The organism is Aliinostoc maniaoense, from assembly GCF_058172895.1.
On record NZ_CP187952.1, the window covers coordinates 5,372,438 to 5,393,177 of the forward strand.

At 39.5% G+C, this 20,740-nt stretch carries 15 protein-coding genes; 14 read left to right on the plus strand and 1 reads right to left on the minus strand.

Features of this window, described 5'->3' with window-relative positions:
- The first annotated feature begins 3 nt into the window (after positions 1 to 3).
- A complete protein-coding gene (locus ACPZ3T_RS23485; RefSeq protein WP_490271857.1) occupies positions 4 to 645 on the plus strand; it encodes a type I restriction endonuclease in 642 nt (213 codons plus the stop codon).
- A 129-nt stretch (positions 646 to 774) separates the two neighbouring features.
- Here the strand turns inward: ACPZ3T_RS23485 and ACPZ3T_RS23490 are convergent, their stop codons facing one another.
- Positions 775 to 2,166 carry a response regulator gene (locus ACPZ3T_RS23490; RefSeq protein ID WP_490271858.1) on the minus strand — a complete coding sequence of 464 codons (1,392 nt, stop codon included), beginning with the start codon at positions 2,164 to 2,166 and terminating at the stop codon, positions 775 to 777.
- A 537-nt stretch (positions 2,167 to 2,703) separates the two neighbouring features.
- Here ACPZ3T_RS23490 and ACPZ3T_RS23495 point away from each other — a divergent pair.
- The 13 genes from ACPZ3T_RS23495 (at position 2,704) to hepC (ending at position 20,313) form a co-directional block, all read left to right on the plus strand.
- Entirely contained in the window at positions 2,704 to 3,378 is a 675-nt protein-coding gene (locus ACPZ3T_RS23495) for a vWA domain-containing protein (protein WP_490271859.1), read from the plus strand.
- Positions 3,379 to 3,498: 120 nt separating this feature from the next.
- Positions 3,499 to 4,281, plus strand: coding sequence for a PP2C family serine/threonine-protein phosphatase (locus ACPZ3T_RS23500; RefSeq protein WP_490271860.1), 783 nt, complete (start codon positions 3,499 to 3,501; stop codon positions 4,279 to 4,281).
- Between the two features lie 249 nt (positions 4,282 to 4,530).
- Positions 4,531 to 6,732 carry a tetratricopeptide repeat protein gene (locus ACPZ3T_RS23505; protein WP_490277344.1) on the plus strand — a complete coding sequence of 734 codons (2,202 nt, stop codon included), beginning with the start codon at positions 4,531 to 4,533 and terminating at the stop codon, positions 6,730 to 6,732.
- A 556-nt stretch (positions 6,733 to 7,288) separates the two neighbouring features.
- Complete coding sequence (gene rfbF / locus ACPZ3T_RS23510) at positions 7,289 to 8,065, plus strand: glucose-1-phosphate cytidylyltransferase (RefSeq protein WP_490271861.1); 777 nt, start codon at positions 7,289 to 7,291, stop codon at positions 8,063 to 8,065.
- Between the two features lie 157 nt (positions 8,066 to 8,222).
- Positions 8,223 to 9,431, plus strand: a complete 1,209-nt coding sequence (gene lhgO / locus ACPZ3T_RS23515; RefSeq protein WP_490271862.1) for an L-2-hydroxyglutarate oxidase — start codon at positions 8,223 to 8,225, stop codon at positions 9,429 to 9,431.
- Positions 9,432 to 9,487: 56 nt separating this feature from the next.
- Positions 9,488 to 10,429 (plus strand): glycosyltransferase family 8 protein, encoded by a 942-nt coding sequence (locus ACPZ3T_RS23520; RefSeq protein ID WP_490271863.1) that lies wholly within the window; start codon positions 9,488 to 9,490, stop codon positions 10,427 to 10,429.
- Between the two features lie 77 nt (positions 10,430 to 10,506).
- A complete protein-coding gene (locus ACPZ3T_RS23525) occupies positions 10,507 to 11,535 on the plus strand; it encodes an NAD-dependent epimerase/dehydratase family protein (protein ID WP_490271864.1) in 1,029 nt (342 codons plus the stop codon).
- 68 nt (positions 11,536 to 11,603) lie between these two features.
- The gene (locus ACPZ3T_RS23530; RefSeq protein ID WP_490271865.1) at positions 11,604 to 12,524 is read left to right on the plus strand and encodes a glycosyltransferase family 2 protein; all 921 of its coding nucleotides are present in this window, start codon (positions 11,604 to 11,606) and stop codon (positions 12,522 to 12,524) included.
- 431 nt (positions 12,525 to 12,955) lie between these two features.
- Complete coding sequence (gene rfbC / locus ACPZ3T_RS23535) at positions 12,956 to 13,525, plus strand: dTDP-4-dehydrorhamnose 3,5-epimerase (RefSeq protein WP_490271866.1); 570 nt, start codon at positions 12,956 to 12,958, stop codon at positions 13,523 to 13,525.
- 256 nt (positions 13,526 to 13,781) lie between these two features.
- Positions 13,782 to 15,095 carry an NAD(P)H-dependent oxidoreductase gene (locus ACPZ3T_RS23540; protein ID WP_490271867.1) on the plus strand — a complete coding sequence of 438 codons (1,314 nt, stop codon included), beginning with the start codon at positions 13,782 to 13,784 and terminating at the stop codon, positions 15,093 to 15,095.
- Between the two features lie 206 nt (positions 15,096 to 15,301).
- Positions 15,302 to 16,393 (plus strand): glycosyltransferase, encoded by a 1,092-nt coding sequence (locus ACPZ3T_RS23545; protein WP_490271868.1) that lies wholly within the window; start codon positions 15,302 to 15,304, stop codon positions 16,391 to 16,393.
- A 53-nt stretch (positions 16,394 to 16,446) separates the two neighbouring features.
- Entirely contained in the window at positions 16,447 to 18,678 is a 2,232-nt protein-coding gene (locus tag ACPZ3T_RS23550; RefSeq protein ID WP_490271869.1) for a GumC family protein, read from the plus strand.
- 945 nt (positions 18,679 to 19,623) lie between these two features.
- Positions 19,624 to 20,313, plus strand: a complete 690-nt coding sequence (hepC, locus tag ACPZ3T_RS23555; protein WP_490271870.1) for a heterocyst development glycosyltransferase HepC — start codon at positions 19,624 to 19,626, stop codon at positions 20,311 to 20,313.
- Positions 20,314 to 20,740 lie beyond the last annotated feature (427 nt).

Below are 20,740 nucleotides of genomic sequence, written 5' to 3' on the forward strand. Positions count from 1 at the left end.
ACCATGACCACCAGCATAGCCATTGCCGAAAAAATTACCACCCTTCGCCAAGTTGAGGAGAAACTGGGGTTAAAGCTAAGTGGTGATAGTGAATTTTTTACAGAGTGGATGGCGGATTTACCTGCATTAAATGAAGCAGAACAAGCAAGGTTAGAGCAAGTCCGACAAAACTACTTATATCAAATCTCATATGGAAGTTTGTTAGAAGAAACCATCAAAATGGTTGTGCTGTCACCATTACTAGAACTTGCAGGTTTCTATCAAGCACCCTACAGATTTAAAACTGAGGTATCTGTTGAGATTGAAGCACAAGGAGATGATGAAGAGATTTTACGGGGAAGAATTGATGTTTTAATTTTGCAGGGTAGATTATGGATTGTGCTAATTGAGTCAAAAAAGACGATATTTGATTTAGAATTAGCGATTCCCCAGACATTAGCTTATATGGCAGTTAATCCTAAACCAGAACAAGCTCTATATGGCATGATCACCAACGGTAGCAGCCATTTGTTTGTCAAAACCTTGGGTAAACAGTATGGTATCTCCGATATATTCGCAACGCGATCGCAATATCGCAACAGTTTATCTGAAGTTTTAAGAATCCTCAAGCATTTGGGTAAGCTGGTTACGAGTTGTGATACTTAAGGAACTTCGACATCAAACAATATCCCAACTGTAGGGTGTGTCATAGGTATTTATTTATTACTCATTACTTATTACTCATTACTCAACCCCTATGAATTTTTCCCGTTCCCTAAAGCCTGCGAATTTTGCTTAAGTTAAGTGCATAAACACCATTTTTAACAATTCTGCACGGCTAAAAGGCTTTGTTAAATATCCCGATGCACCTACTAGTCTAGCTTTTACTTTATCTACTATGCCTTTAGAACCTGTAACAAAAATAATCGGTGTATTTTTAAATGTAGAATTATTACGGATAATACGGCACAATTCATAACCATCAATCCCAGCCATATTGAGATCGAGTAAGATTAAGTCGGGTTTGTGCCTAATAATTGACATTGCGGCTTTTAAGGGGTCGCTAATGGCTATAACAGTAAAGTTTTCATTTTCTAAAAAATAACTGATTTCTTTTAAGATTGTCGGACTATCATCCACAGAAACAATTTTGTAAAGTTTTTCTAGGGGGACGGTAGCGGGGGTTACTCTTTCGGGAGTTGTATTCGTGTTATTTAAGTCTTGGTTGGGTGCTGTTGTAGAAGTAGAAATCTGCGATCGCTTTACAATGGCAACATTTTCTATCTCTACAATTGGGGTGATGGGACTAGCACTGCTACTGAGTTCTACAACTGTATCAACTAACTTTTTATCTAGTAAAGCAGTTGTGTATTCAGGATTTGCTGGCGGGTGTGCCACTATTTTAGGTAACTGATCAAATGGTGGATCTGGTTCATGTAAGATAATCTCTCCTGTCACAATATAAGGATATAAATATTGTGCTAGTTGCAGTTCATCTTGATTCATGATTACCGCTAAATGGCGTAGACTAAAACCCTTCATCCAGTAAGTTAATTGGGGTGACAGTGAAGCGGTATTTTTAGCGGGAATTGTCTGATGCAGTAGCAAGTAGGGACGCTGATGAGGAGAGGTAATTTTGGGTACGCAAGTCTGCCAATTTTGCAATCTGCTTTGACATCGTTCTATGACTTTAGCCACATCCAAGCGGCAAATTACAGGTAATTGCTGTGATGAATCGCTTAACTGATAATTACCATTTTCAATGAGCAGAAATGATTCAATTACTTCTTTGACCAATTCTTGAATCAGTTGTGTAGCTTGTTGTGTATCTATATATCTCTGATTAATTAGCCATTGAATAGCTAGATAATCCTGTGGCTGTATGATATCAGAATTTTGATTGTCGTTGATTTGAGTGTATAAGTCAGTTTCAAACAGCAAGCGTACTTTAACTCGGATTTCCGGTGTTACCTGGGGAAGTTGCTGGTGTAAACGACGCAAATGACGCTCTAATCTGTCAAAGGGTTCTACAGAATGGGTTGCATAGGTAATTGTCCCATTTTCTAGATAAATTGACCAAGTAACTAACTTACTCGCGGCTTGCAAACAAGTGGTATCTAAACAACTAGATAGTTGTCTTAATAAACTTTGAGGATTGAGTGTTGCAAATGTGCCGGAATAATTCATATAAAAAAAGGAACAGATAACAGATAAAACATGACAGGAAGATAATTTGTAGAATTACATCTGCTTGAGTGCTTATTAATAGTTGGTAACAATGCTAACTTCATAATTTAGTCTGGTATTTTTTAACAAATTTTTGTCTTGAGTTCTCTTAGTTACAATAGGTATTTTTGAACATGGTAATTATGATGTTTCCAAATTTATTTTCGATATAGAAAAATAAAAATTCCATACGAAATCTTTAATAAATTATGTAGGCAAAGGCGAATTATTTATTATATTCTGTGTTTGCTCTATATAAATTTTGGTAGATGATTAATGTCTGAAATCAGAACGATTCATCATATTTTGATTTCATTGAGATTCTGATTAAGATTTCCTTAAATATGGAGAATGTGCGGTAAAAATGGTCTGTTGAATGAAGATTGAACCAGCTACCATCAAACATCTACCTCTGGTCTTGTCGGCTTTTGCCGGAGAAAATATATACTTTGGAAAAAGGAACATAGAGCTTTGGACTATAACATAACACAAAACGTTATGAGCGATACATTAACACTAGATGAAGTAGTAGAGTTTGCGGAGAATCCAGAACCACGTTGTCCTTGTGTATTGTTACTTGATACATCAGGTTCAATGCAAGGGCTGGCTATAGAAGCTCTCAACCAGGGTTTGCTGAGTTTGAAAGATGAGTTAGTCAAAAATTCCATAGCAGCGAGAAGGGTAGAGATTGCGATCGTTACTTTTGATAGTCATATTAATGTAGTACAGGATTTTGTCACAGCTGATCAATTTAATCCTCCCATTTTGACAGCACAAGGATTAACTAGTATGGGTGCAGGCATCCATAAAGCCTTGGATATGGTGCAAGAGCGAAAATCTTTGTATCGTGCCAACGGTATTGCCTACTATCGCCCGTGGGTGTTTATGATTACGGATGGTGAGCCACAAGGTGAATTAGATCATTTAGTAGAGCAAGCAGCAATTCGGCTGCAAGGAGATGAAGCCAATAAACGGGTTGCCTTTTTTAGCGTTGGTGTAGAAAACGCCAATATGATGCGCCTGAATCAAATTGCTGTGCGTACACCTTTAAAACTCAAAGGACTAAATTTTATTGAGATGTTTGTTTGGTTATCGGCTAGTATGTCAGCAGTTTCCCATTCCCAGATAGATGAGCAAATTGCACTACCGCCTATTGGCTGGGGTTCTATTTAACAATGATCAGTTATCAGTTATCAGTTATCAAACCTTAAATCACTGTTGACTGTTGACTGTTAACTGATTTTAAGCGGATTGCGGCTTGACACTTGCACAGCTAGCTGACAAAACAAATATATGAAAACATCAAAACAGAACCCTCATTGGCAGGTAGTCGCCGCCTCTGTGTGTGGTACAAGCCACATCAAAAATAAGCAGCTGTGTCAGGATGCTCACCACTGGCAATTATTGCCTGATAACGTGTTGATAGCAGCCGCCGCAGATGGTGCGGGTTCTGCCAGCCAGGGGAAAGTCGGGGCGATGGTAGCTGTGGAAACAGCTATAGAAAACTTATCGCTTAAAGATATCACTAGAGCTTCCCTAGCTGAAGATGCCACGGTGCAATTACTGTTAACGGATGCCTTGCTAGCGGCGAAAAAAGCCGTGGAAGATGAAGCAGAGGCTAGCCAAAAATTGCCCCAGGATTTAGCAACTACCTTAATTATTGCGATCGCCTCACCGGAAATGGTAGCAGCTGCACAAATTGGTGATGGTTTGGCAGTAGCTAAAGATCATCTAGGCAACTTACTAGCACTGACCATACCTAACAACGGCGAATATATCAACGAAACGACTTTTTTAACTTCACCAGGTGCTTTAGATACAGCGCAGATGAGACTATGGCGCGAAACCATAGTTAACATTGGAGTCCTCACCGATGGACTACAAATGCTGGCTTTGAATATGGTTGTTGGTGAACCTCACAAACCCTTCTTTTTTCCTTTATTTGATTTTGTCCAAAAAGTAGAAGATCAAACAGAAGCAAAAGAACAGTTAGTCAGGTTTTTAGGTTCTGAGCGAATTACACAACGTACTGACGATGATTTAACGCTGATTTTAGCTTCCTTCAACCATTCATGAGCTAGGATTCTGCAAGTTCGGTTTCTCAAGAAGAAGGCAGAGGTGCGAGTCTGAGGCAGAGGGGCAGGGGAGCAGGGAGCAAGGGGGCAGGGAGCAAGGGAGACAAGGGAGACAAGGGAGACAAGGGAGATTTTTACTCCAATGCCCAATGCCCCATGCCCAATGCCCCATGCCCAATGCCCAATGCCCCATGCCCCATGCCCCATGCCCCATGCCCAATTCCCAATAACCCCCTTAACCGTGATTGTCATGAAGGTACTACGTTATCTTCCCCAGGAAGAAATTCTCAGTCTCAGCGTGAGTTTGGGGCGTGGTGGTGAAGCCTGTATTTATGCCGTGCCATCCCCAGGCGATTTAGTGGCAAAGGTTTATCATCAACCAACAGTTGCTCATGCCCAGAAACTCCGGGCGATGCTTGCTAACCCACCAGAAAACCCGACGGCGAATTTAGGACATATTTCCATTGCTTGGCCACAAGAATTATTGTGGGGAACAGATGACAACAAAAGTATTGTTGGCTTTGTTATGCCCCGCATTCGCGGAATGCGTCCCATCATTGATTTTTATAACCCTAAAACTCGCCGCCAACACTGCCCATTATTTAGCTATCAATATCTTCTCCGCACAGCTCGCAATTTGGCGGCAGCTTTTGCCTCTTTACACAATAGTGGTTACTGTGTGGGTGATGTCAACGAGTCTAATATCCTTGTCAGTGATACAGCCTTAGTCACCTTGGTAGATACAGATTCTTTCCAAGTGCCTGATCCTGAACATGATGTGGTTTATCGTTGTCCAGTAGGTAAACCAGAGTTTACCCCACCAGAATTACAGAATAAAATCTTTGCTCATCACGATCGCAATCTCAGTCATGATTTATTTGGGTTAGGGGTACTGATCTTCCAATTATTAATGGAAGGGACACATCCTTTTTCTGGCATATTTCAGGGCATTCCTGAACCACCACCCTATGAAGCCAGAATTGCCGCCGGACATTTTACCTACAGTAAAAAGCGGCAAGTTCCCTATTTACCTACACCCATTGCACCACCTTGGGAAATCCTCCACCCCAGACTCCAAGAACTGTTCATTCAGTGTTTTGAGGATGGCCACTATGCCCCCCAACACCGTCCTCATGCTCAAGCTTGGTTGTCTGCTTTGGCGGAAGCGGAAGACTCCTTGACTACTTGTAGTGTGAATCCCCAACATCGCTATAGCAACCACCTGCATAGCTGTCCTTGGTGTGAGCGGGCGGTACGCTTAGGTGGTAGAGATCCTTTCCCCTCAGTAGGGGCAATAGAAAAAAAAGAACATTTACGTCCTCGCGTCCCCACGAAAAAAAGACGCTATTCCCAACCTGCGCCGCCTATTGGTTTACCTTTGCCAGTGATGCCTTTGTATCAAACAAACTGGCACATACCCACATCTACCTTTGCACCACAACGCCACCGCCGCCGCAAGAGACTGTATCCCATAGTCTGCTGCTTGTTGGGGTTTGGGGCTTTGGGATATTTGGATGTAATGATGAAATGGACGCGTCCCTTGGTGTCTCAGAATAACTACGCCCAGCAAAGTTTAATTACGAAGCCTGCAATTGATAATACTACCTTAAGTTTTGCTGATTATTACCAGCAAGGTCATGCAGCTTACCAAGTGCGAGACTATAAACAAGCAGTAGACAAGTTTACCCAAGCTATTCAACAAGAGCCGAACAACTCTAAAGCTTACGTTAATAGAGGTAACGCTCGCTACAACCTCAAAGATTATGAAGGGGCATTGGTAGACTACACAGCCGCTTTACAACTGAACCCCCAAGAAATTAAAGCTTTTGTGAATCGGGGTAATGCCCGCTATATGCTGGCAGAATATAGCAACGACCCGGATAAAGAATATAAACTAGCGATCGCTGATTTTAACCAAGCCCTGAGTATCAACCCCAAAGAATCGGAAGCTTATATCAGAAGGGGTATAGTCTATTCCCAGATAGCTAAATACAGTAGCGATACTCTCCAAGAATATCAAGATGCGATCGCAGATTTTGATCAGGCACTCAAACTTAACCCTGCCAAATCTGAGGCTTATTTTCAACGTGGTGCTGTCCGCTATCAAATCGCTCAGTATAGTACCGAATCTATGCAACAATATCACCAGGCGATCGCGGATTTTGACCAAGCTTTAAAACTCAACAATCAACTTGCCAAAGTTTACCTCAAGCGGGGAATGGTTCGCTATGAACTTCTACAACTCACAAGTAACAAATCTCACCCCAGTTATTTGCAAACTCTGCAAGATTTAGAAACAGCTGCTCAACTTTCCTTACAACAAGAAGATACAGAAATTTATCAGCAAGCACTCAGCAGCATCTGTATCCTGGAAGAAAGCAAATGTCATGCTTTATTTCACAGTTCTGTCGTGTTGGGATATGCCAATAACAATGTCAACACCACTCAGTAACAGAGATGACAAAGTGCTAACTTTTTGATAGGTCAGCAAGTTCGTAGTAAGGACTTCAGTCCTGATTTTTTAAGGACTAAAGTCCTTACTACAAACCTCTTAAAAACTTGATACATTAATTAATTTATTTTTTTCCTGACTCAACATCTGATGCGATGTATAAGTTAGCGAAATAGTAATTTTGTCTTTATAAAAACAATCGCTTAAATCTAAATTCGATATTTATTTATGTCTTAAAATGTTAAGCAATTATTGTTAAAATCTATAATTTTACAGACATAAACCTCGGTTTAATGTCATTTAAATTTAACTATAATTGTCTAGCTAAAAACCACATTTCTAGCCTTTAATGTCTTATTTATTTATATTTACTAAGCTTTTATAGATTCAATGATTTTATTTACTATTTCTTTATGCAACTGCCTTAAATAACAGTTAGATTATGTACGGAGAAAAATACAAAATAAATGAATTTTTCTCTCATATATCCATGTGCATCCTCTTCAGTTTGATAAATTTCTCATAATAATTGACTGCACATCTTTGAGGTAATTGCATGAAAGCGGTGATTTTGGCTGGAGGACTGGGTACACGCCTCAGTGAAGAAACCAGTATCAGACCTAAGCCAATGGTTGAGATTGGTGGTAAACCAATCCTTTGGCATATTATGAAAACTTATTCTGCCCACGGCATTAACGATTTTATTATTTGTTGTGGTTATAAAGGTTACGTCATCAAAGAGTATTTTGCTAACTACTTTTTGTATATGTCTGATGTAACTTTTGATATGCGTTTTAACCAGATGAATGTGCATTCTGGTTATGCTGAACCTTGGCGCGTCACCCTCGTTAACACAGGTGATCAGACTATGACAGGGGGACGCTTAAAGCGTGTGAGAGAACATCTTGGTAATGAAACTTTTTGCTTTACCTACGGTGATGGAGTTAGTAATGTTAATATTACTGAATTAATTAAATTACACCAACAACAAAAGACCCTAGCTACCCTCACAGCCGTTCAACCAGCAGGTCGGTTTGGGGCAATTTCTCTAGCACAAGAACAAACAAAAATTACTAGTTTTCGAGAAAAACAAGATGGTGATGGTGCTTGGATTAATGGTGGTTATTTCGTATTAGAACCAGCCGTCATTGATTTTATTGCTGATGATAGTACTGTTTGGGAGAAAGAACCATTAGAAAAGTTAGCAGATTTAGAGCAATTATCGGCTTTTAAACATCATGGTTTTTGGCAACCAATGGATACATTACGAGATAAAAAGTACTTAGAAGAACTATGGAAAAATAATCAAGCTCCTTGGAAGGTGTGGGAGTGAAATCATAGGTAAAACAATTAACTGTTAAATAGCTACTTGTCAAGTTATAATTTTTACCCATATAACGGTAAATTCCAACGCCAAAAATAACATTTTATCACTTTGTTTTTTGGCTTTTACCTTTTGATTGCTTCTAACATCTAGTGCAGTAATACCAATGTACGACTTTGCGATTATCGGTGGGGGAATAGTTGGGCTATCTACAGGGATGGCTTTAGGTAAAAGTTATCCCCAAGCCCGGATTTTAATCTTAGAAAAAGAAAGCCAATGGGCGTTTCATCAAACTGGTAATAATAGCGGTGTAATTCACTCTGGAATTTACTACAAACCAGGGAGTTTCAAAGCTAAATTTTGCCGGGATGGTCGAGACTCAATGGTAGCATTTTGTCAAGAGTATGGCATTGAGCATGAGATTTGTGGCAAGGTAATTGTGGCTACAGATGAGGAAGAATTACCCCGCTTAGAAAATCTCTATCAACGCGGTGTAGATAACGGCATTAAAGTCCAAAAAATTACCCCAGAACAAGTCAAAGAAATTGAACCTCATGTTAGTTGTGTAGGTGGGATTCGCGTTTTTTCAACTGGCATTGTCAATTACAAGCAAGTTTGTTTAAAATACGCCGAACTAATTCAACAGCAGGGGGGAGATTTACGGCTGAATACCAAAGTCTTGAAAATTGTTTCCAGTGGTCAAAATTATGTCCTGGAAACCAATCAAGGTGACTTTGCCAGCAAGTTTGTGATTAATTGTGCCGGATTGCATAGCGATCGCATTGCTAAATTAGGTGGAGTCAACCCGAAAGCGAAAATTGTGCCTTTCCGGGGGGAATATTACGAACTCACCCCTGAAAAACGCTATCTGGTAAAAACCCTGATTTACCCAGTTCCCAACCCCGATTTTCCTTTCTTGGGGGTTCACTTCACCAAAATGATTGATGGTAGCGTCCATGCAGGGCCAAACGCTGTTCTGAGCCTCAAACGGGAAGGCTACCACAAAACCGACTTCGACTGGAAAGACTTTGCGGAGGTAATGACTTACCCCGGTTTTTGGAAACTCGCCGCCAAACACGCCGACGAAGGTATCCAAGAAATCATTCGTTCCTTTAGCAAAGCTGCTTTTACCAGAAGTCTGCAAAAACTGATTCCCGAAGTGCAAGAATCGGATTTAGTCCCCACCCATGCCGGAGTACGCGCTCAAGCCTTAATGGATGACGGCAAACTAGTAGACGACTTTTTGATTGTACCTAGTCAAAATGCTATCCATGTTTGCAATGCACCCTCACCGGCTGCCACTTCTTCCCTAGAAATTGGCAAAGCGATCGCCGCACAAGTGACTCAACATACACACATTCCAGCAGTTATTTAAAGAGCAGGCAAAATAGGGGCAAATAATCCCCTATTTCTACACCACCATCCTCTAATATGACGGTTATCCCCCAATTGCAGCCAATAGTGCTGGTTTGCGCTGCCGATAATAACTATGCTATGCCTCTAGCTGTAACAGTTCGTTCGGCACTAGCTAATCTTCGTAGCGATCGCCAGATATTTTTATTTATCTTGGATGGTGGTATTAGCAACACCAAAAAACGTAAAATCATCCGTTCCCTAGACTCGAAAAAAGTCAAGATTTCTTGGATTCAGCTAGATGAAGCCTTATTTGCCAATTTACCTTTATATAGGCATTTAACCATTTCTAGCTATTATCGGCTTCTGATTCCTGAAGTTATCCCAAAACATTTTGATAAAGCAATTTATCTAGATACCGACATGGTAGTAACTGGGAATTTAGCAGAGCTATGGAATATAGATATTGGCGATAACTATGTATTAGCAGTCCAGGATGATCACCAATTATATATGTCCATTGCTTACGATTGGAAAACCTATCAAGCTTTAGGAATTTCTCCCGATTCTAAATACTTTAATTCTGGACTTTTAGTTATCAATCTTGAGAAGTGGCGAGCCGAAAATATCGGTAAACAGGTTCTCGAATTGATCAAAAAAGAAAATCTAGCTAACGATCAAGATGGTCTAAATGTAGCTCTTGTAGACAAATGGGGAGAACTGCATCCCCGATGGAATCAGATGCCCAGGATATATCATTATTCATCTTGGCAAAAAAGTCCCTTTACCAAAGATGTCTATAACGAATTGCTGCATCAACCTTACATTATTCACTATACTGCTACTCCTAAACCTTGGTTAGCAGGATTAAGGGACGAATGTAAACACCCCAGAAAAGATTTATTTTTCCAGTATCTTGACATGACAGATTGGTCAGGATGGCGTGATACTTTCCTCCGTCGGTTAGGGAGAAAAATTAGAAGATTAATATTAGGGTATTCTGCCAAGTTATTCTGCTAATTTTTTGATATTTCTTGTTAGTTATTTTGGGTTACTGCATTTACAAAAATATTTTTTACCCAAAGAGATTAGTAAATATGAAAGTTTTAGTAACTGGAACAGAAGGCTATTTAGGTTGTTTATTACCTTCTTTATTAACAGCACGCGGACACGAAGTCATCGGAGTAGACACCGGGTTTTATAAAGTTGGCTGGCTCTACAACGGTACAGATATCACAGCCAAAACCCTCAACAAAGATATCCGTCACATCAACCCCGAAGACTTAGAGGGTGTGGAAGCAATAGTCCACATGGCTGAACTCTCCAACGATCCTACCGGTCAACTTTCACCCAACATCACCTACGACATCAATCATTTAGGTTCTGTGCGACTAGCAAACCTAGCGAAAACAATGGGTGTGCGTCGCTTCGTCTATATGTCCTCTTGTAGCGTCTATGGAGTAGCTACGGAAGGAGATGTCACAGAAACATCTCCCGTTAACCCCCAAACAGCTTACGCAGAGTGCAAAACTCTAGTCGAACGCGATGTCCAACTCCTGGCTGATGACGACTTCTCCCCCACCTTCATGCGAAACGCCACAGCCTTTGGTGCTTCCCCTAGAATGCGCTTTGACATCGTGTTGAACAACCTAGCAGGTTTAGCTTGGACTACCAAAGAAATCAAAATGATTAGTGATGGTACACCTTGGCGGCCATTAGTCCACGCACTCGATATTTGCAAAGCCATAGTTTGCGCCTTAGAAGCACCCCGCGACATTATTCACAACCAAATTTTTAACGTTGGTGATACAACCAACAACTACCGGGTTAAAGAAATCGCTGAAATCATCGCTGATGCTTTCCCTGGTTGTAAATTATCCTTTGGTGATAACGGTGCAGATAACCGTAGTTATCGCGTCTCCTTCGAGAAAATCAACAGTATCCTACCTGGATTTAAATGTGATTGGGATGCTCAACGCGGTGCTAGACAATTATTTGACTTGTTCAGCCAAATTGACATGGCTGAAGACACATTTTTATTTAGAGGATTCACCCGCTTAAAACAACTAGAATTTTTAATTCGGACTGAACAAATTAACCAAGATTTCTTCTGGAAAGCTAATTAATTTTAAGATATTCAAACACCGGGATTTTTAAATTCTGGTGTCTGAAAAACAACAAAATTAATCATTGTATGGGCAAATTATTGACTCTTGCCATTCCTACTTATAATCGGTCTGAGTTACTTGATAAACAGTTAACATGGCTAGCCGAAGCTATACCAGATTGTGCAGCAGATTGTGAAATCTTAGTTGCTGATAATTGTTCCAGTGATGACACTGCCAAAATTATTGAGAAATGGCGAATTGAACTAAATCAAGTCACATTTAAAACTCATAAGCATCCAGAGAATTTAGGTGTGATGAAAAATATTATGCACTGCCTAAACTCCACAGAAACTGAGTATATTTGGATCATTGGCGATCATGACCCGATTCAAACAAGAGCCATTGCTTATGTAATTAATAAACTCAAGCAACAGCAAAAATTATCATTATTATTGCTCAATTTTTCAGGACATAATAAAAGTACTGGACAACCAGTCTATCCAGCAACTATCATCGGTAATCATTGGTTTGATATTGACTGTGAAGATAGTTGTGAAGATGGTAAATCAATTTTTGAGCATTGTTTTGCTAAAAGTATTGGGGCAGTGATGTTTCTAGCTGCTAGTATTTATCGGACTAACTTAGTCAAAAAAGCTCTAGAAACTTGGCCAGATGCTGCTAGTAATTGGATGTCTTTAGCCTATCTAGCTGGTTATTGTGCGGCTCATGGTGATGTAATTGTCACCAAAGAAAATTTTTTACAATTCAATGTTGGTGTGAATTATTGGGAGCAAGAACCAAAAGCCGCATTATTAATGCAATACAAACACATACCTGAAGTAATTTCAAAGCTCCAAGAATGTGGTTATTCTCAAAAATTTTGTCGCCAGATGCTTTTACGCAACTCTCAACAGGTTGATAACAAAGTATTTTTAGGTGCTTTACAAAGATGGCCTATATCGGCTCTCAAAATACTGATTCCATTTATGGCTATATGGAATTGCTAAATCAGTAATTTGTAACACCTCGTACCAATTATCTATGAAGTTGCGCCAAATAAATGATGTAGAGACGTTGCATGCAACGTCTCTACAGTACAGAATAAAGTACATCTTCATCAAGAAACAGTATCACAGGTACGCGGTAGTGTTTCGTTAGAAAAGCAACCTACAATTTTTTTGCTTGTATTGCAAGATTTTAGCGTTGACACGCCAGTAGGGTGTGTTAGCGACAGCGTAACGCACCTAGCACCAAAGGCCTACATACACTTAAATTTTTGCAGAAATAAAACCCATTCCGATAAATAAAGTTCCTGTTTCTTCATTTATCTAGTGTAAATACTAAATGATTAGTAAAAACAGGTCATAGATAAGGGTGTAAGCATCACTTGATGGTCAGACTAAAAGCACTCATTACTCAACTTTTATTTCAGTAAACTATGATTTTTACCGCTACAGAACTCCAAGACGCATTTATTATTGACTTAGAAGAAAAGTCAGACCACCGGGGATTTTTTGCTCGGACTTTCTGCGCTCAAGAATTTGCTGCCCACGGTTTAAAACCGGCAGTTGCTCAGTGTAACCTTTCTTATAACTATAAAAAAGGCACATTGCGGGGAATGCACTATCAACTCAAACCCGCCGCCGAAACTAAATTAATACGCTGTATTAAAGGTGCTATTTATGACGTAATTATTGATATGCGTCCTGAATCACCGACATTTTTATCACATATTGGTGTAGAACTAACCGCCGAAAATTATCGAGCTTTGTATGTACCAGAAATGTTTGCTCATGGTTATCAAGCTCTAACTGATGATGCGGAAGTTGTGTATCAAGTGGGTGAATTTTACACTCCTGGATATGAAAAAGGATTACGTTACGACGACCCATTTTTTAATATTCAATGGCCTCTAGAAGTGTCCGTTATTTCTGAAAAAGATGCTAATTGGCCACTATTAGAAACTATTCCTATTGGTAGCTCTGACCCAGTGGAAGCGTTGTGTTAGGAATTAACAAGCCCTAAAAAACCGGGTTTCTGAACGAAAGATTAAGGTTTTAAGCTGAGGGATTTGCAAGAAACCTAAAAAACCGGGTTTCTGAACGAAAGATTAAGGTTTTAAGCTGAGGGATTTGCAAGAAACCTAAAAAACCTAAAAAACCGGGTTTCTGAACGAAAGATTAAGGTTTTAAGCTGAGGGATTTGCAAGAAACCCGGTTTTTAACCGAGGTGCAAGAAAATATTAAATATAAGGAATTAAGGAAATGATTATTATTGATCGTGCTTTACAAGCTCGTGCGGAAGCTGGAAATCCTGTGAAAGTAGGGATGATTGGTGCAGGTTTTATGGGTCGGGGAATTGCCAACCAAATCATTAATTCTGTCCCTGGGATGGAGTTGGTGGCTATTTCTAATCGTAGTATTGATCAGGCTCAACGGGCTTATCAAGAAGCTGGGATTGAACAGATGCAAATTGTGAATAATCTAGGAGCATTAGAAACTGCGATCGCTCACGGTAAATATGCTATCACCGAAGATGCTCACCTGATCTGTCAAGCGGCAGGCATTGATGCGATTATCGAAGTAACTGGTGCAGTCGAATTTGGGGCGCACATCGTTATGGAAGCGATCGCCCACCGCAAACATATTATTATGATGAATGCGGAACTAGATGGCACTGTCGGCTGTATTCTCAAAGTCTACGCTGATAAAGCTGGTGTGATTCTCTCGGCTTGTGATGGCGACCAGCCAGGGGTAGAGATGAACCTGTACCGCTTTGTTAAAAGTATTGGTTTAACTCCCTTATTGTGCGGTAACATCAAAGGCTTGCAAGACCCTTACCGCAACCCCACCACCCAAGAAGCATTCGCCAAACGTTGGGGACAAAAAGCCCACATGGTGACAAGCTTTGCCGATGGTACAAAGATATCATTCGAGCAGGCGATCGTGGCTAATGCCACAGGGATGAAAGTTGCCAAGCGCGGAATGTTGGGCTATGACTTCACAGGTCATGTAGACGAAATGACCAATATGTATGATGTTGAACAACTTAAAGAACTAGGTGGAATTGTAGATTATGTCGTCGGCGCAAAACCAGGCCCTGGCGTATTCGTGTTTGCTACCCACGACGACCCCAAACAACAGCACTACCTCAACCTCTACAAACTCGGTGAAGGCCCTCTCTATAGCTTCTACACCCCTTATCACCTCTGTCATTTTGAAGTTCCCTTATCTGTAGCCCGTGCAGTGTTATTCCAAGATGCGGTGATGTCTCCTTTGGGCGCGCCTATGGTAGACGTAGTGGCCACTGCAAAAATTGACCTAACAGCCGGCACAACTTTAGATGGCATCGGCTATTATATGACCTACGGACAATGTGAAAATTACGATATTGTCCAACAACAGAATCTTCTACCAATGGGTTTAGCTGAAGGTTGCCGCCTCAAGCGAGATATTCCTAAAGATCAAGTCCTCACCTACGATGATGTAGAACTACCAAACGGCAGACTTTGCGACCAACTCAGAGCCGAACAAAACAAATATTTTGCTCCAGAAAAAGTCTTGGCAACCGTTAGCTAATATCAATTCAAAATTGAAAATTAACAATACCAACAACAGCTTTGATTTTGAATAAATTAGTCAAATTTTTGCCCTAAATACCTGCAAAATAGCCCCCTTCAACAAGGGGGCTTGAGGGTATCTAATAGCATTTACCTGCCCATCTAGTAATTATACAGATGCAATTAACCGCATCTCTATCAACTTTTAAATATTAACTAAGACTTATGAAAATTGCTCTAGTGCATGATTATTTAACCCAGCGTGGTGGAGCAGAACGTGTTTTTGAATTGCTTTGTAAACGCTATCCAGAAGCAGATATTTTTACATCTTTATATGACCCAGACAGAACAATTGATGTAGGCGATCGCATAGTTAATACAACTTTTTTACAAAAAATTCCTGGGGCTACTAAATATTTTCGTTTAATAGCTCCTCTATATTTTCCCGCCTTTCGGGCTTTAGATTTACAAGATTACGATTTAATCATTAGTAGTAGTACAAGTTTTGCTAAAGCAGTCAGAAAAAGACCAGATGCAAAACACGTTTGTTTTTGTCATAATGTCACCCGTTTTTTATGGGATACAGAAACTTATTTACGAGAATATAGTGATTACCGCTATTTTGCCCCTATCATCACCAAAATATTCCAATTAATGAGAGATGTAGACCTAAAATATGCTCAAGAACCTGACATATACATTGCTAATTCTAGTACTGTGGCTCGCCGCATCGAAAAGATTTATGGCAAACCAGCAATGATGGTTAATTATCCCATTGATACCAGTAACTTTGTTTTTTCAGATACTAAAGATGAATACTATTTAGCCTCGGCAAGAATGATTAGTTATAAGCGACTCGATGTTATAGTAGAAGCATTTAATTGGTTAGGATGGCCGCTATTAATCTCAGGTGATGGACCAGAAAGAGAACGATTAGAAGCTAAAGCATTGGATAACATTAAATTTTTAGGCCATGTGAGTGATAGCCAACGTAAAGACTTATTTTCTAGAGCCAAATCTGTGATAGTAGCTGCTTTAGAAGATTATGGTTTAGTCCCGGTAGAGTCTAATGCTAGTGGTACACCAGTTATTGCTTATGGTGCAGGTGGTGTATTAGATACACAAATACATGGAGAAACTGGAGTCTTTTTTAAAAGACAAACTCCTGAATCATTACAAACAGCATTACTTGAATCTGGCAGCATCTCTTGGAACTATGAAAATATCCGTAATCATGCCGTGAATAATTTCTCAGAACCAGTCTTTTTTAGCAAAGTTGAACAAATTATTGACCAAGCTTTAACAGTCAACAATTAACACTCAATATTCTTTCCCATTCCCTATTCCTCTTCGCAAATAAGGATAGCAACGTGGTTCAAACTAGTCTCAGCACCAATATTGTCAATTCCAATCATGATACAGAACCAAGTTATGGACAGATTCTGGCTGTATTTATCCGCAGATTTCCTTGGTTCTTAGCAGCATTCATCACGACTATTGCCTTAGCAGCCCTCATGACTGCTAAAACCAAACCTACCTACAGAAGCTCAATGCAGCTATTGGTAGAACCGAATTATCAAGGGAAGAAAGATGAAACTAAACCAGGGAATCAGTTTATTGAACCGGATGTGCAGATAGACACTGCTACTCAACTTAACCTGATGCAAAGTTCTGGGTTAATTCAAAAGGCAGTAAATAAACTCAAATCTGAATATCCAGATATTAGTGTAGCTGAAATTAAAAATGCTTTAGCCTTAGAACAAATCAGGGCTAAAGATGATAATGTAGCTACAAAAATTTTCCAAGTAGACTACACCGATACAGACCCAGAAAAGACTCAAAAAGTATTGGCTGCTATTCGGCAAGTGTATGTGGAATATAACAAAGATCAGCAGGATATTCGGCTGAAAAAAGGTTTGCAAGTTATTAGAGAACAACTAACTAAAGCAAGTGAAGAAGTTAATGCTGCTGAATCTAACTTGCAAAGATTTCGCAGAAATCAGAACTTAATTGACCCAGAAGCTCAAGCCAAGGCTCTAGAAGAAGCTTTAAATAATATTGAGCAAGAACGCCGCACTACTCGCTCTCAATATCAAGAAGCTGTAGCCAAGCAAAGATCCCTAGAAGAACAACTAAATCGTTCTCCTAAAAATGCTTTAGTTGCTTCTCGTCTGAGTCAGTCTACTCGTTACCAAGGTTTGCTCAACGAAATTCAAAAAACTGAACTGTCGTTAGCGCAAGAACGTTTACGTTTCACAGATGAAACTCCTAGCGTTCAGAAGTTGAAAGAACAACTACAAAGCCAAAAAGAATTATTGCAACAGGAAGTAGGCAGGACTTTAGGTGTTAAGTCTGCTAGTGTTTTTAATTCTGGAGAACCACTTCTAGAACAAGGACAGTTTGGTGAAATTGATCTCAACCTTGCTAGTCAATTAGTAGATACTCAAACAACTATAGTCTCTCTAACTGCCCGTGACCAAACTTTGGCACAGAAAGAAACTCAGCTACGTTTAGAAATTAAACGTTTTCCGCCTTTATTGGCTTATTACAATCGCATTAAACCACAGTTACAATTCAGCCGCGAAAGGTTAGAGCAGTTGTTGCGAGCAGAACAACAATTACGCCAAGAACTAGCCAAGGGTGGGTTTAACTGGGAAGTTGTAGAAGAACCCCAATTAGGGATGAAGTTGGGGCCAAATCTCCAGCAAAATCTCATGTTAGGTGCAGTGGTGGGTTTGATGTTAGGAGGTATTGCTGCCTTTATTCGAGAAGCATCTGATGATTCTGTCCGCACCACAGCTGAGTTAGAAAAACAAGTGGCTTTGCCTTTGTTGGGAACTACCCCTAAATTACCCCCAGCTAAAACCAGAGAATCTGTAATTAAGTTACCCTTTGGTAAGCCAGAAATACCCGCACCTTGGACAGTGGAGGTTTTACAGTCTCCTCCCCGTTGGGAATCGTTGGACTTGATTTACAAAAATATTGAACTTTTAAATTCTGTCACTAGCTTAAAATCTTTAATGATTTCTTCCCCTGTGATGGATGAGGGTAAATCAGGTTTTGCTTTAGGTTTAGCAATGAGTGCGGCGCGGTTACACAAACGGGTTTTGTTAATTGACGCGAATTTACGTCATCCTAGTTTGCATGAGCAGCTAAATTTGCCTAATGAGCAAGGGCTATCTACTATATTGGCTAGTGAGATTACTTTGCCGCATCAAATTGGCACTCATTCTATAGGTTCAACTTACATTGATATTTTGACGGCTGGCCCCAGACCTGCTGACCCCGCAAATCTTTTGAGTTCTCCTCGGATGACGGAATTGATGAACGCCTTTGAGGAGAATTATGATTTGGTGATTATCGATGCGCCGCCTGTGTTGGGTTTGGTAGATGCGATGCTGACTGCTTCTTCTTGTCGGAGTGTGGTGTTGGTAGCGAGTATGGGTAAGGTGACTCGCACTCAAATTGCTGAAGCTACTGCTATGTTAAGTCGGTTAAATCTGATTGGAATTGTGGCTAATGGGGTAGCTAACTCCAGTAGTACATATGTGCAGTACGCCAAGGAATATCGATTTGCTCTGCAACAAGCGGTAGAGAAGTAAGGAAGGAGTTAAAGTTAAAATTTAAAACATTAGGTTTGATTGTGCGATCGCAGTTATGAAAACAGGCGATCGCACTTTTTTTGTATAATTGCCTTTGTGTTAGTCGGGAGAGTAATGTACAGCCCCAAGCTTTCGGTGCGTTACGGCTTACGCCTAATACCGTTTCTTGATGGAAATGCACTTTATTCTGTACTGTAGAGACGTTGCATGCAATGTCTCTACATCATTTATTTGGCGCAACTTCATAGAGAAGTGGTATAACACACCCTACATATACTAAAAGTTAAATAATTAAAATTAGATTAATTTTGTTCTTTTTATGAAAAATTGCTGAAATAAATTCCCTAAAATTTCTGTAATAATTTAACTTTTTTAGTGTGACAATTAAGTCTGTTTTTATTAGTTAAAAGTCAGTATATTTATGCCAACTTTATATTTGAAATGGAATAAACCTATGTATTTAAAGAGTGAATAAAGAATTGGTCAATAGATATAGTCAATTCTACAGAGTCTTATATCCTAGAGATTGAAATTGATTTTGGTTAGCTCAAAGGCAAGATTAGACTAAATTTCTTAGATTTATTGAAAGCGGTAGATAGCTTACTGGCATCCAACATAATTATCAAGTTATTTAGGTAGTAATTAGGTAAATTACCTCTGCATCTCTCCAACATCCCTAATTTGTATTATACATAACTAAATCTACCAAGCAATGTGCTAATTATGTTTACTAATATCTATCTACTTCATATCTAAGTTTTTAAGTCTCAAAATCAGCATAACTACTAAAGTGAGATACTGAGTGTTCATGCAAGTTAAACCAGGATATTTTTAGGCGCAAGTATCTACAACTTTGGGCAACACACCAAATTATCATCAACGTCTTTGGCATTGATAGCCTTTGATATTAGCTGAGTGATTTACTTTGTATAAATCCAAAGACATATGACAAGCACAATAGTTCCAAGTTTTGATCATTACTATCCTGTCACTTCTCAAGTACAAGACTTTTGCTCCTCCCACTACACACTGCAATGGCGGCAGGGTCAATTATTAGTTAAGTCTAAATGTTTGCAGAAATTACCACAGCCATATTTACCTGCTCTAGATAATCAGCAATTATTAATAGAGTGCTTAAAAAATTCACCAATTGATTTGGTAACTATAGATGCCCAACTCGGCAAAACTGTGTTAAATTTCTGGGCTGAGGCTTGTGAACAAGCAGATAAACCTATATTTCTCCGCACACCCTCTGGCTCTAAATTATTTAAAAGAAGTCGCCACGGTGCAATGTGGTTGCAATTCATAGATAGAGTAATTGCTGGTGTATTGCTATTGTTAGCGATTCCCATCATGGCAATATTAATCATGCTGATGCAGATTGATTCACCAAAATCAATGTTTACTCGTGAGTGGCGTGTAGGAGAAAAAGGAAAACTATTTCGAGCGATTAAATTTGCTATTCCTCATGAGCAAAGTAATCAATTTTTGGGGCGTTGGCTGCGTAAGTCTGGTTTGGAACATCTACCAAAATTATGGAATGTACTGCGGGGTGATATGAGTCTAATTGGTAGTCGTTGTTGGACTTTAGAAGATGCTATGAGTCTGACAGTTATCAGTTATCAGTTAGTTTAATTGTTGACTATTCACTTAAACGTTTGTAGTAAGGACTAAAGTCCTTATACCAATTCTCTATGAAGTTGCGCCAAATAAATGATGTAGAGACGTTGCATGCAACGTCTCTACAGTACAGAATAAAGTGCATCTATGGCTACGCCAGGCAAGCTACATCAAGAAACGGTATTACTAACAAATACAGCAGATTCGATGTTGATGAGGTACAGCAACTGATTGAAAAAAGTAATGAGTAAGAAATTTACTTATTACTTATTACTCATTACTCATTACTCATGGTGTACCTCACTTACTTCAAAAGTGCTGTAAGTATCAATCTTTTGAAAATCTACTGAATTATTGATTGCAACTTATACAACTCAGTGTATAGCCCGCAATTTTCTTACTGATTTTCCCTACTTTACACTAGCTTCAAATATACAAGTTT

What these genes read in the sequence shown, in the direction of transcription:
- ACPZ3T_RS23485 (WP_490271857.1), top strand. Translation starts at nt 4, where the DNA reads ATGACCACCAGCATAGCCATTGCCGAAAAAATTACCACCCTTCGCCAA.
- ACPZ3T_RS23490 (WP_490271858.1), bottom strand. Translation starts at nt 2,166, where the DNA reads ATGAATTATTCCGGCACATTTGCAACACTCAATCCTCAAAGTTTATTA.
- ACPZ3T_RS23495 (WP_490271859.1), top strand. Translation starts at nt 2,704, where the DNA reads ATGAGCGATACATTAACACTAGATGAAGTAGTAGAGTTTGCGGAGAAT.
- ACPZ3T_RS23500 (WP_490271860.1), top strand. Translation starts at nt 3,499, where the DNA reads ATGAAAACATCAAAACAGAACCCTCATTGGCAGGTAGTCGCCGCCTCT.
- ACPZ3T_RS23505 (WP_490277344.1), top strand. Translation starts at nt 4,531, where the DNA reads ATGAAGGTACTACGTTATCTTCCCCAGGAAGAAATTCTCAGTCTCAGC.
- rfbF (WP_490271861.1), top strand. Translation starts at nt 7,289, where the DNA reads ATGAAAGCGGTGATTTTGGCTGGAGGACTGGGTACACGCCTCAGTGAA.
- lhgO (WP_490271862.1), top strand. Translation starts at nt 8,223, where the DNA reads ATGTACGACTTTGCGATTATCGGTGGGGGAATAGTTGGGCTATCTACA.
- ACPZ3T_RS23520 (WP_490271863.1), top strand. Translation starts at nt 9,488, where the DNA reads ATGACGGTTATCCCCCAATTGCAGCCAATAGTGCTGGTTTGCGCTGCC.
- ACPZ3T_RS23525 (WP_490271864.1), top strand. Translation starts at nt 10,507, where the DNA reads ATGAAAGTTTTAGTAACTGGAACAGAAGGCTATTTAGGTTGTTTATTA.
- ACPZ3T_RS23530 (WP_490271865.1), top strand. Translation starts at nt 11,604, where the DNA reads ATGGGCAAATTATTGACTCTTGCCATTCCTACTTATAATCGGTCTGAG.
- rfbC (WP_490271866.1), top strand. Translation starts at nt 12,956, where the DNA reads ATGATTTTTACCGCTACAGAACTCCAAGACGCATTTATTATTGACTTA.
- ACPZ3T_RS23540 (WP_490271867.1), top strand. Translation starts at nt 13,782, where the DNA reads ATGATTATTATTGATCGTGCTTTACAAGCTCGTGCGGAAGCTGGAAAT.
- ACPZ3T_RS23545 (WP_490271868.1), top strand. Translation starts at nt 15,302, where the DNA reads ATGAAAATTGCTCTAGTGCATGATTATTTAACCCAGCGTGGTGGAGCA.
- hepC (WP_490271870.1), top strand. Translation starts at nt 19,624, where the DNA reads ATGACAAGCACAATAGTTCCAAGTTTTGATCATTACTATCCTGTCACT.